This window comes from Allomuricauda sp. F6463D, assembly GCF_023015965.1.
Classification (GTDB): Bacteria; Bacteroidota; Bacteroidia; order Flavobacteriales; family Flavobacteriaceae; genus Flagellimonas.
The window spans coordinates 122,063-134,749 of the sequence record NZ_JALKAN010000004.1 but is presented as its reverse complement, the minus strand read 5'-3'; the positions used below and the strand labels follow the sequence as shown (position 1 = coordinate 134,749).

Here is a 12,687-nt window from a genome sequence, read left to right as displayed (position 1 = left end):
TTTAGTAACCTGGGTTCTGTGACAAATTTTGGTTAATATCCCTTTCCCTTTGTGGAATAGGCAATAAGTAATGTCGTGCCGCTACAGGAACTTCGGGCTTTGCTTCGGAGACCTTTTCTTCCAACTTGCCAAATCGAACCAAATCGAACCATCGGTGACCCTCCCATGTCAGCTCCTTTTTTCGTTCTTCCAATATAGCTTCCTTAAATGCATCATATCCCATTGCCGATAGATCGGGAAGTACATCCCTTTCTACCCCGTCCGCAAACCTAGCTCTTCTTCTTACTTGGTTAATAGCATCCAAGGCATCGGGAGTGCTGCCACTATTCTGCTCGTTCAATACCTCGGCATACATTAAGAGAATATCTGCATACCGAATAAGTTGCAGGTCATTGGCCGTATTATTTACCAAGGGTTCTGCTACTCTATCCCAGTACTTTACAATGTGTGGGGAACTAAACTCCACCAATTCTCCGTTGACCACATCTTCGGACATAAAAGTGACTTCTTTTCTCCTGTCCTCATCATCGAAAGATTCGTAGAGGGCCATAGTGGGTATTTCAAGCCCTCCTCCATTGGGTCTTCCATCGTAAACACCTCCGGGAAGGGTCCTAAATACCAAATGCCCGCCTTCCCAAAGGGTCGTGAACAAATCCGTTCCTTCTAAAAAACTTATTGCAAACAGAACCTCTTTTCCGTTGTTGTTCTCTATCTTGAATACATCTGCATAATCTTCCCATAGACCGAACCGTCCACTTAACATAATATCTTCCAGTTTGGTCTTGGCAAGCTGAAGGCTTTCTCCTTGTTGAAGCGCTGCCTTGGCCAAATAGGCTTTTGCCGACCAATTAGTGGGCCTACCATTGTCCATTCCTGTTTGTTCTTCTGGAAGATGTTCTTCTGCAATGGTCAAGTCTGCAAAAATCTGTGAATAGACTTCAGAGACTGATGCCCTGCCCAAAAATGCACTGGACGTAAAAACAGTCTGAGGTTCTAACTGTAACGGTACTTCTCCGAAAAAACGCACCAATTCAAAATAAAGAAGTCCTCGCAAAAAATAGGCTTCGCCCAATAAATCGTCTTTGGTCTCCTCGTTCATTTCTATATCCGGGATATTGATAATGGCCATATTGGCTGCATTTATACCTAAATAAAGATTGGACCAAATTTCCAGTGCTATGGTGTTCTCCGGTGTATGTGCCATTGCCGAAAGTTGGTTGTAGCCATCTCCTCGATTAAAACTCGTCTCCCCTTCATCCGATAAAAGAGCATTGGCTGTCCAGTAATTTGCAAAATACAGTCCTTTGGAATTCAGGGTCTCATCGAAAGTGGCTCCCAAATGTCCATATATACCGTTTATGGCCAGTTTGGCATCTTGTTCTGTTTGGTAAAATGTATCTTCGGTATAAAAGGTCTTCACATCTTCTTCCAAGGCACTTTCACAACCCATGATCAAAATCAGGGCAGCGAAGTAAATTCTATAATTTTTGAATTGTTTCATGATTTTGATTTTTTAAAAGTTTATGTTAAGGCCCAACAGATACGTTCTAGATGTTGGATACCCGCCGAAGTCCGCACCGGCACTCAAATTATTGTTCTGACCTCCAAAACTTACTTCGGGATCGACCCCACTATAATTGGTGATGGTGAACAAGTTTTTCCCGGTAGCATAGAGTCGGAGTTTATTTATGTTCATTTTGGACAAGAACTTACTTGATATGGAATATCCCAAAGTGGCGGATTTTAGCCTTAAATAGGAGCCATCTTCTACATAGTTATCCGAGAACACAATATTTCTGGGACCATCCGCAGCCCTAGTATAGGTATTACTTGGATTTTCCGGTGTCCATCTATTAGAGAATGCTTCCAACAAAACATTTCCCTGTCCATTTAGGTTTTCCAGGTTTATCCTATTAAAGTTGGCTATTTCATTACCATATACACCTTGCATGAATACGTTAAGGTCCCAATTATTCCATGTAATCGTGTTGTTGATACCAAAAGTATATTCCGGTATAGGGTTTCCGATAAACGTTCTGTCGTTATCGGCATCGATTACCCCATCCCCGTTCAGGTCCTTGTATTTACGTTCTCCTGGAGTAAATGTATCTGTCGCAAAGGTCGGAGTGGTCGTGGGGTCATCGTCCAATTGAATGATTCCATCAGAAACATAGCCGTAAAACGCCCCGATTTCACCATCCTCTTCGAGCAACTGCCAATTGGTTATCCCCAAAATCCCAAAACCTGTGGGAATATTGTCCAAACCGGCCAGATCCAGTATTTTGTTCTTGTTATATGCCCCTGTTAGGTTTACATCCCAATTGAATCCACCTTTGAACAATTGTGCATTGATGCCCAACTCTATTCCCTGATTGCGAACACTTCCGGCATTGACCACACTTTGAATGTACCCAGTTTGCGAAGGCACTTGCAGGTTCAACAGCAAATCGTCCGTATTCTTCTGGTAAGCATCGATGGTAAGTCCCAACCGGTCATTAAAGAAACCAAGGTCCAATCCTACATTGTATTGTTCGGTACGTTCCCATTTAAGAGCACTATTGGCCGGAGTACTGGGTAATTGTCCCACTACCGCATTGTCGTTAAAAAAATGGTATGTAGGTTTAAATGTTGATTGGGCGGAATATGGTGCGATCGACTCATTCCCTATTATACCATAACCTAAGCGCAGCTTAAGATAGAGGCCCGAATCTTGAAGAAATTCTTCTTCCGAAACATTCCAAGCGAATGCTCCCGAAGGAAAAAAACCATACTTGTTTCCATCGCCAAACTTGGATGAACCATCTACTCGGGAAGTAACGGTAAAAATATATTTGTTGTCCAAAATATAGTTTACCCTACCGAAGTAAGAAATCAATCGTGATTCTATAATATTGGAATTTACTCCAGGATTTAGGCCAAGTCCCAAATTATTGGAACCAAAATTCTCGGTTGGGAAACCCAAGGCATCGCCCGAAAGGGTTTCTATGCTAAAATCTTGCCATGATGCCCCGACCAAAGCGTTCAACCGATGCCTATTACTAAATGTGTTGGTGTAGGTTACGGTAGTTTCCGCCAAATAACTTGTAGCCGTGTTCTTGGCCTGAGCAGCGAAAGCTCCTGGTGTATTCCCAAAGTCTATTTCCTCTGTCCTAAAGTAAAATTGCTCATTGATATTCATATCCACCCCGAGTGTTGTCTTCAACTGGAATTTCTCTGCAAAATTCCATTTAATGGCCAAGTTGTCCAATATTCTTGTTGCCTTACCCTGGCTTTCCGATAAATTTTGAAAGGCCACCGGACTTGGAAAATTTGGAATTTGTTCTTGAATATTGTTTACATCGTTTACAAAGGTTCCATTGTTCTGCACAATAAAATTACCTTTGGTATAATTTCCTTCAGGATCAAAAACAGGTAACAACGGATTAAACTGGTATGCCCCTGTAATGGCACTACTTGCAACTTCTGTACCTCCTGTTGTTTCTGTTCTGGCCGTATTGAAATCTGTCTTGTTCAAACTCAAAGAGTTTTCTATGGAAAGCTTTTCTGTAGCTTTAAAATCGAGGTTTACCCTAAAATTGTAGCGCTTAAAGTCGGTTTCGATAACTACGCCTTCCTGATCTAAATATGATCCGGAAATAGCGTACTTAATGTCTTGATTACCACCCTTTATGGAAAGGTCATGACTTTTGGTTATGGCTGTCCTAAAAATCTCATCTTGCCAATCTGTACCCACTCCAAAAGAATTTGGATCTGTGTAAAATCTTGGCTCACCGGAACCATTGTACCTGGATTCATTCACAAAAAACGCAAACTGCGAGGCATCCAATACATCCAACTTCTGAATAACCTTACTTACCCCAACATACGTATCATAGTTGATTTGAACTTCCCCATTTAACCCGCGTTTGGTAGTAATAATAATTACTCCATTGGCGCCACGAGACCCATATATAGCGGTAGCAGATGCATCTTTCAACACATCGATGGATGCTATATCATTTGCACTTAAGGTAGATAAGGCGTTTATGGAAGGGCCTTCTGCTACACCAGCAGAAAGGTTATCGCTGTTGTTATCTACCGGAAAACCATCTATTACGTACAAGGGCTCGTTACTTGCGTTTATGGAACTACTGCCCCGTATTCGTACGGAGGTAGCTCCTCCCGGCTGACCTGAGGTTTGTGTTAACAACACACCGGAAACTCTACCTTGCACAAAATCATCTGCCGTTGTGGAGCGGACAGCCTCAAGGTCTTCCGACTTTATAGTGGCAATAGATCCGGTAAGGTCCTTCTTGGTCGTACTTCCATAACCTATTATCACTACCTCATCCAATTCGTTCACATCTGTTTTTAACACTATGTTGATTGTTCGCTGTTTACCCACTGTAACTTCTCGGGAACTGAACCCTTGATAACTAAAAATCAAGATTACATCCTCATTGGGAACCTCAAGGGTATACTCTCCATCAAAATTTGCCGATGCCCCAATGGACATTCCTTTCACTATCACATTTGCCCCAGGTAGCGGAAAACCATCATCCTCTGCCGTAATCACCCCATTTATGGTTATATTTTGTGCAAAGGCAAGTAGATTGCCAAGCATCAAAAAAACGACAAAAAGGCCTTTTATTCTATTTTTCATAATCGTCATGTTTTTAATTTGCACAGTTGGGTATTAGTTGAAAATCTTCACCTGTGTCTGGATTCTTGACCTCGACATCCCCATTCTGGTTTTTAAAACTGAAAGTGATATCTGTTATTTCTTGACTAGGCTGAGCATTAAAAAGTTGTCTTGGCCAAACAGATACATTCCATTGATCGGTGCCAATCGAACGCATTTTAGTTATATCGGAAATATCGCATGCTACCACCGCTTCTCCATCTATAACAGCTTTGGCGCACAGATAAACATCTGTGGCCCCTGATAGGGCGGTTGGAGCGCCTTCGGGTCCTTTTTTTGCATCAAAACCGATATGGATAATATCATCATAGGTATATTCCGCGGGTTGAAAGGTTACAGGAAATGGAAGGGGGCCACATAAATCGATTACAGGGTTTGCCCCTCCGGTAACTTCCATGCAAGGAGTAAATCTAATATCAGTCTCCCCTGGCGTGATACCGTAGCCGGAAGTACCTACAATGTAACCTAACTGTGTTTTAATATTTTCCGTTCCCACATCCATGGAAAGCTGAATTTGGCCCGAAAAGTTTACACCATTGGCTCCCGAAACAGTTTGATCGGAAATAAAAACTACCCATTCCACAAGACCGTAATTTTCACCAATTCCTGCAAGATCTGTTATAGGGGTTTTATAGTCGGGATCAGAGCCATTGGCCAAACGCATGGTCCCATCGCCGTTGTCCAAAGTATAAGTGACCGTTGCGTTGGAAGCGATATCCCATGCTTCCGGAACCAAAACCCCAAACACGATATTATAAGCCGCATCCTCCGCAGGTGCTACGTCAACATCGATAGTTACATCCATTTGTTCACCAACTGTAACGGATGAAGGTTGGTTTACGTTGGTTATGGTCACGCACATGCTCAACAACAAAAACAATAGAAACAGTGCCTTTGGTTGAAAAATAATGCGTTTTAGTTTGTTTAGTTTGTTCTTCATTTTAGTGCATATTGGTTTCTTGTTATTTGCTCAGTTTATAGGTATAGGTATTTGATGAACATCCTAACGGGACGATTACTGTCATCTTATTCGATCCAGAAAGAACAGCTCCTTGAATATCCAAACTGGTACCATCTGAAAAATTTAGTTTTGTAGGATACACAGGGTCATCAAAGGACCAATCACCACTGAGGTCACTTAACACAAAGGGAACTGTCTGACTTGGAAAAGAGAAAGACGAAGGCTCCCCATTCTCATAATCCAGCTGAAGTGAAAAGGATTGAAAATCCATAAGTGCCGTTATGTCGTTTCCATTTTGGAGGACTTGGTCTACTTTCCAATTCCCCTCGATATCAACAACAAACTCGGTAAACCCTTCCGGGTTCTGCTCAGGGTCGTCATCACAGCTGATAAAGGCTAGAATCGACAAGGTCATAATTAATCGTAAGCATTTCATAACTCTAAAGTTTGATAATTAGTTAGTTTACGGTAAGGCCGCCGTGCCAAAAAAGAGAAAAAAGGAAGATCGAAGGCTTATTTTACAATGTCTCCATATCACCCTTTTTTCTTTCAAAATTAAACTCAACAACTTAAATAATTATTTTTTGAACACTCTAAACAAAGAACTCTCTAACAGTCAATAAGCGGGAAATCAATATTTATATGTTCATATGTTCATACATATGTTCAAATATAGATTATTATCTCATCTCTCCAAAAAAAAAGTTCTTTTTTTAATTCATTATCATTCTACTGCATGAAAATTTAACAATTTTATAAAATCTATTCAAATAGTCTTCTTTCGTGCTTCTTAGGTCAAAACACCATAAAACGTTTTCGTAAATCGAAAATCTACTTATGTTCATATGTTCATACATTTAAAAATATTATCTATTTGAAATTCAACATTTATTATGTCCACATACTGGCTATACTAACAATAACCTATATAAATTGACCTATGGATTTCTTAAATGCCATTTTGGAGGAAGTAATCAACTTTTTTGAAGCTTCCGCTGTTCTGGACGCGCTAAAAACTGAAAAGTATGCTTTTTTTTAAAAGTTTTGACGGTATTGTTTCTTGTATTTTTATCGCTCTTCCATTTTACTTATAGCAGAATACTTTATCGTTTTTTTTTTAAGGAACAGGAACAACTAAAAACTTACAAGGTCAACTTTACTATCATTGCTTTTAACCGAATTATTGGTAGAACCTTATCATTGGGGACCATAGTTTGGAGTATAGGTGTTTTTCAAGTATATGCCTTGTTCCAAACTTCTTATACATGATGAGCTCCTCCCTTTAAAACTGTACTGTATAAAAGTAGAATAATCCTAATTTATTAATCAAATAATGGTCTACTTTTACGCTTCATTTCATCTTAATATTGCCATATAGCGACCTTTAAACAAAAAACAATTTACTTACTCCATTCATGGATATATTTATTCTTTACTTTCTCGCTGCGGGTGCATTTGCTGGCATACTTGCAGGCTTATTTGGAATTGGTGGAGGTATGGTAATCGTACCAGCATTAATTTACATTTTTACAGCACAAGGTATTCCTCAATCTGCACTTACACATATTGGTATTGGTACATCTCTAGCAACAATCATTGTTACATCTATTAGTTCACTTCGAGCTCACCACAGTCGGGGTGCCGTAAACTGGAATGTATGGAAACATATGGCACCAGGACTGGTAATAGGTTCATTAATTGGTGCAGGTATCACATCTATTATCCATGGTAATTCGCTTCAGGTAATAATTGGTGTAGGTGCATTTTTGGTAGGATTAAAAATGTTGCTTATGAAAAATAGAACCTTGGAAGAAAATGACTTTAGCAAACTACCTTCGCCTATTGGACAAACAGGTTTAGGAGGTTTTATTGGTATTGCTTCTGCTATTTTTGGTATTGGAGGAGGTACATTAACGGTTCCATTATTGAGTAATTATGGTTTGAAAATTCAGAATGCAGTAGGTACATCAGCTGCTTGTGGCTTACCTATTGCAAGTGCAGGTGCAATTGGGTTTCTTGTCTTTGGGCAATTTCTTGATGCCAGTATCAAAGAAACATTACCTAATGGCGTGTTTGGCTTTGTACATGTTTATGCATTTATTTGTGTGAGTTTAGCTAGCTTTTTCACCGCACCAATCGGAGCAAAACTTGCACATAAATTACCTGCAGCAACCTTGAAAAAAGCATTCGCAGTTTTGTTGTTAATTGTGGGGATTAGATTAGTGTTGGATTCTGATGTTTTTACTATTTAATTACCCTAAGTATTTTCTTAAAAAAATTACATCTACTTGTGTTTTTAAAACAACTTTCTCATGTCAGACCTAAACTATTTCATAATCGATGTATTCAACCTTTCTTCTACTGACCCTGCCCATCTAAAAGTCCAGAGATACCAACCCTCCAGGAGGTCAACTTGACGTTTTGTTCCCATATTGTCATTTTACAAAATCAGCTTATCAACAATCCCTCTTTTTTTCCCATATCGGTTGACACCAATTCAGTGTATTCCATGCCATAATCCCCTACATACTATAATATACACAAAATACTGATTTTCAGTTTTTTAAATAGAATACAAAGTACTTTTCAAGTATCAAAAATCGTCCAACCCAAAAACGTTTACGATATGCGAAAATCACTTTTTGTTACCATCCTCTTACTTTTTGTTTCCAGTTCCACTTTGGCCCAGATCGGAGGTATTGAGGATTCCGTCAATGATATTTCCGAAACCATCCGGGCCATCTTCCCCATTATCCTTGGGGTCATCTTTTTAGTAGGTTTCCTTTTTAATGCCGGACATTTTTTTGGGGAGAATTCAGACCTTAAAAAAGGCATCACACGTGTACTCGTATTTGTACTTATCGCCGGTGCCGTCGTGGGCATCTTTACCTATCTCATTGGAATCGTAGTCTAATGAAAAGGTATCAGGTCTATCGGAACATCCGAAAACAAGCGATGGTCATGGGACTCCCCATAGCCCTTTTTGTCCTACAAATGGTATCGGTCATCGGTTCCCTATTGGTCATCATCTTTTCCTTCAATTTTGGTGTCATCGTGGCCCTACTGCTGTTCAATGCCTTGCTTTATGGGGCATTGGTGCGGTGGGTCAAAAGACCTTTCCAAATCCCCCTCCAAAAAAAATTTCCCGATGCCATCAGTACTAAACGATTGAGTCCATTGCCCTATGACTAAAATCAACTTGAACACCTATCATCCTATCCTCGATATCCAAAATCAAGTGGTCTTTGCCAACAACGGCAATGTTCTACTGTGCTATCAAGTGGCCCTGCCGGAGGTGTACTCCCTTTCCGAATCGGATTTTGAGACACTACATGGCATCTGGTTCCAAGCCTTTAAATCCCTCCCTAACGGAACCGTGATCCACAAACAGGATTGCTATCAAAAGAAAGGATATACTGCGGAATCCCTTCCCAATACCACCTTTTTGGGAAAAGCCACCCATAGGCATTTTAAGGGAAGGGAATATTTGGTCCATAAAAGCTACCTCTTCTTTGTACTCCCTTTGGACAAGACATTGAACGCTACCAAATATGTCAATCCCTTTCGAAGAATGGACAAAGGATATCACAGAAAATTGGATGTACAGGTAGCCGGATTCATCACGGCGGTGAACGATGCGGTTGCCTATATCAACAATTCCAAAAGTATCGCCGTTTCTCCAATGGAGACCAAAGCTATCTTAGATCATACCCATACATATTTCAATGGGTTCAATCTTGATTTTGAAACCGATATCCAACTGAACCAAAGACCCATCCAAATAGGTGACCATTTTTTTGATGTGATAGCCGTCAACAATGAACAGTGCTTCGGGGAAACGGTCCAGAGCAGTATCCCCAATGATAATTTTGCCCAGGACGATTTTATATTTCACCAAGGTTTTCTCGATGGTCTGGGATTGGAGCTACAGGAGAACCATATCATCAACCACATCCTGTATCTGGACGACAGGCACAGATGGCGCAAGGCCTTGGACAAAAAGATCGAAGAACTTTCCAAAAGTTCAAATTTCGGAACGCAGAACAAGGTCGTCCTTAAAAAGATCCGGCAAATCGTAGATCAGATCAATACCGATGAAAGTTCCCGTATCATCAGGGGTCATCTAAACCTTGTTTACTGGCATACCGAGCCAGGTGTCATCAAGGAAATAGCATCCAAGATCAAGGCCGGTTTCAAAGAATTGGATGTGCGCCCCTACCACCCCCATGGAGAAGAGCGGAAACATTACTTTTTAAATTCCCATCCTTGTCATGCCACCAACTTCTCCAACGAAGATCTTTTTGTGACCGACCTGAAACATGCCCTGTGCCTGTACTTGAACAATACCAATTACCGCTCCGATGATAAGGGCGTGGCATTCAATGATAGGCACTACAATATCCCAGTGCTCAAAGATGTATGGGATGCGAAAAAAAAACGCATCAAGGCCAGGAACTTTGCCATTTTTGCACCGACTGGGGAAGGCAAGTCCTTTTTGGCCAACAATATTTTGAGACAGTATTTTGAATCGGGAGTCCGAATGGTCATTATCGACCTAGGCGGGTCCTACAGCAAATTTGCCCAGCTCTATCCCGATGACCATGTCATCCTCAGATATGAGAAAGGAAAAAACCTGGGCATCAATCCCTTTTATATCGGTGATGATTCCGACCTGACACCGGAACGTTTGGAGGACCTCGCCCTATTCGTTTTGGAACTATTGGCGGAAACCAAGGTTAACAAATCCAAGGAAGTGGCCGTAAAAAAAGTATTGTTGCATTACTACAAACATATCCGGACCCAACATTCCCTGTCGTCACTATACCGTTATGTCGACAGTAAAAAAGATTGCTTGCTCCAAGAGCTCAGGCTGGACGAACGCGACTTTAGTGTCTATAGCTTTTTGCACATCCTATCGGAATACGTGGAAGGGGGACTGTACAGTTTTCTGTTCACTATCGGGGCAGACCAGACCTTTACCATCGAGGACAAACGACTGATTGTCTTTGAACTGGACGAGGTGCGGGACAATAAGGAAATCCTTTCGGTCATGCTCAAGCTCATCAAATCCGCCATCCAACGAACCATTTGGCGCAACCGCTCGGAGCGGGGCATCATCCTTTTCGACGAGTTTGCCAAACAATTGAAGTTTCCGAATGTTTTGGAAAGCGTGGAATTCTATTACCAGGCCATCCGAAAGCAAAATGGAGCCATTGGCATTGTCTTGCAATCCATCAACCAACTACCGGAAAATTCAACTTCGGCCAGTATTCTGGAAAACACCCAGGTCATATACAGTCTGCGCAACGAAAAGGGTTATGAAGCATTAAAGGACAGGCTGAGTTTGTCCGGCCATGACCTGAACCAACTGAAGTCCATCCGCAACAAGCTGACAGGGAATAGAAGGTATACCGAGATTTTTATCAAGATCGGCAAAGAAAGCAATGTCTTTCGCCTGGAAGTTCCCCCAGAGGTCTATGCGGCCTATCTCACGGACGGGGCAGAAAACCACCAAATCATGGAACGTTTTGAAAAGACCCGGGATATGGAACAGGCCATCAAGGAATTTATAAAACAAAAAACAACGGAATATGAATCCAAAAAATAGCACTAGACCCAGAAACATGGCCTATACTTTGGCCTTGGCCCTGATCTTGGCCATTAACCTGCCTGGCCGTGCCACGGCCCAGGGGATGCCGGTGTTTGATAATACCAACTTTATCAGCATGACCAAATCCCTCTTGGAATCCGCTAAACAGACCTCGGAACTGTTGAATACCGTAAACTTTTTAAAAGAGCAAAAAGAGAACATTGTCAAGGTCAGCAATACCATAAAACAATTGAAAGCGGTAAAGGAGCTCGCCAAGAACAATGAGATCCTGTTTCACACGGTCCAAGATGACCTGAGGGATATTCTAAACTCCCCCTATATCAAGGCCCATGAGGTGAACCAAATATCCAGTTCCTTTGGGGTTATCATGGATACTGCCATCGATGATCTGGATTTTGTCAACCAGATCCTGTCCAGTGACCTTCTAAAAATGACTGATGCGGAGCGCACGGCCATCCTGATGGAAAAGAAAGAGCAGTCCCAAGAAATGGTGGCCGAACTGGAAGTCAAGACCCGAAGGTACCGGGAGATTATTTCCTTCCGTAAGATGCAGGATATCATCAACAATCGTGAAAAAAAATACTGATGTCAAACTTCTTTTTGGGCATAGGATTGGAATATGTGGATGCGGTCTTCCAGACCATCAAGGACAGTGACTTTTCACAATACACCATAGTAGGAATGAAGGGGCTGGCCGTGCTGTTCTTTTTGGTCAATATCCTAAAGAAATACAATGAGGGTATTGCGGGTACCGATGGCCACACCTGGGGGCTTACCCCAACGGAACTGGCCAAGAACTTTTTGATTGTATTATTGGTCCTCTTTTCCACACAGGTATTGGGGGCGTTCGATGGGATACTGGTGGCCATCGAATCCCAATACCGGGACACGGCTCCGGCACTCCTCCCCTTGCAGCTGCAGGATGTGGACCTGGAACGGGACGTGGGTGCCCTGGAAGCCGCCAAGAAAGCCATGGCCATATTGTACGAAGCTTTGGTCACACCCTTATATGGATTAAAGATGCTGGCTTTTATCATCGGAGTGCTCCTTTGGTTATTGGATATCTTTATCTATCCCCTTTTTTTGGCAGAACGTTATTTCCTTTTGGGTATCCTTCAGGCCTTTTTTCCCTTGGTCATCAGTCTATCGGTATTTGAAAAGTTCCGAAACTTGGCCTATACCTATTTCAAACTCTATGCGGGGGTCTACATGCTGGTACCCGCCTTTTTTCTGGTCAATGTATTCGTGAACAATCTGTATACTGAGATCAACACCAACTTTTGGGGCAGTCTCTTCGGAACGGACTGGGGCGACGAATTCTTTGCACCGATAATCGAGTTCGGGTCCATTGGTTTTATCGTACTCCTCAAGTTCAAACTATACCGAAAGGCTACCAGCTTTACCCTTCGATTGTTCACCGGATAAAACTCACAT

Annotated in this window: 10 protein-coding genes; 6 read left to right on the top strand and 4 right to left on the bottom strand. The window is 41.7% G+C overall.

Going from position 1 to position 12,687, the window contains the following annotated elements; translation table 11 throughout:
- Position 1 precedes the first annotated feature (1 nt).
- From MWU56_RS15645 to MWU56_RS15630, 4 genes are read right to left on the bottom strand one after another with little or no spacing between them, the layout of a single operon-like run.
- Positions 2-1,501, bottom strand: a complete 1,500-nt coding sequence (locus MWU56_RS15645) for a RagB/SusD family nutrient uptake outer membrane protein (protein WP_247045990.1) — start codon at positions 1,499-1,501, stop codon at positions 2-4.
- Positions 1,502-1,513: 12 nt separating this feature from the next.
- Positions 1,514-4,642, bottom strand: coding sequence for a SusC/RagA family TonB-linked outer membrane protein (locus MWU56_RS15640; RefSeq protein WP_247045988.1), 3,129 nt, complete (start codon positions 4,640-4,642; stop codon positions 1,514-1,516).
- A 13-nt stretch (positions 4,643-4,655) separates the two neighbouring features.
- Complete coding sequence (locus tag MWU56_RS15635; RefSeq protein WP_247045986.1) at positions 4,656-5,621, bottom strand: DUF4961 domain-containing protein; 966 nt, start codon at positions 5,619-5,621, stop codon at positions 4,656-4,658.
- A gap of 22 nt (positions 5,622-5,643) precedes the next feature.
- Positions 5,644-6,078 (bottom strand): DUF5004 domain-containing protein, encoded by a 435-nt coding sequence (locus tag MWU56_RS15630; protein WP_247045985.1) that lies wholly within the window; start codon positions 6,076-6,078, stop codon positions 5,644-5,646.
- A gap of 979 nt (positions 6,079-7,057) precedes the next feature.
- Here MWU56_RS15630 and MWU56_RS15625 point away from each other — a divergent pair.
- The 6 genes from MWU56_RS15625 to MWU56_RS15600 all read left to right on the top strand — a co-directional run bounded on the left by MWU56_RS15625 (position 7,058) and on the right by MWU56_RS15600 (position 12,678).
- Positions 7,058-7,894 (top strand): sulfite exporter TauE/SafE family protein, encoded by an 837-nt coding sequence (locus MWU56_RS15625; protein WP_247045983.1) that lies wholly within the window; start codon positions 7,058-7,060, stop codon positions 7,892-7,894.
- A 374-nt stretch (positions 7,895-8,268) separates the two neighbouring features.
- Positions 8,269-8,556: a hypothetical protein gene (locus tag MWU56_RS15620; RefSeq protein WP_247045981.1), complete on the top strand. Its 288-nt coding sequence runs from the start codon at positions 8,269-8,271 to the stop codon at positions 8,554-8,556.
- The gene (locus MWU56_RS15615; protein WP_247045979.1) at positions 8,556-8,834 is read left to right on the top strand and encodes a hypothetical protein; all 279 of its coding nucleotides are present in this window, start codon (positions 8,556-8,558) and stop codon (positions 8,832-8,834) included. The genes MWU56_RS15620 and MWU56_RS15615 overlap by 1 nt, the downstream gene beginning before the upstream one ends.
- Positions 8,827-11,250 carry a TraG family conjugative transposon ATPase gene (locus MWU56_RS15610; protein ID WP_247045977.1) on the top strand — a complete coding sequence of 808 codons (2,424 nt, stop codon included), beginning with the start codon at positions 8,827-8,829 and terminating at the stop codon, positions 11,248-11,250. The genes MWU56_RS15615 and MWU56_RS15610 overlap by 8 nt, the downstream gene beginning before the upstream one ends.
- The gene (locus MWU56_RS15605; protein WP_247045975.1) at positions 11,234-11,839 is read left to right on the top strand and encodes a conjugal transfer protein; all 606 of its coding nucleotides are present in this window, start codon (positions 11,234-11,236) and stop codon (positions 11,837-11,839) included. The genes MWU56_RS15610 and MWU56_RS15605 overlap by 17 nt, the downstream gene beginning before the upstream one ends.
- Complete coding sequence (locus tag MWU56_RS15600; RefSeq protein ID WP_247045973.1) at positions 11,839-12,678, top strand: hypothetical protein; 840 nt, start codon at positions 11,839-11,841, stop codon at positions 12,676-12,678. The genes MWU56_RS15605 and MWU56_RS15600 overlap by 1 nt, the downstream gene beginning before the upstream one ends.
- The last annotated feature ends 9 nt before the right edge of the window (positions 12,679-12,687 follow it).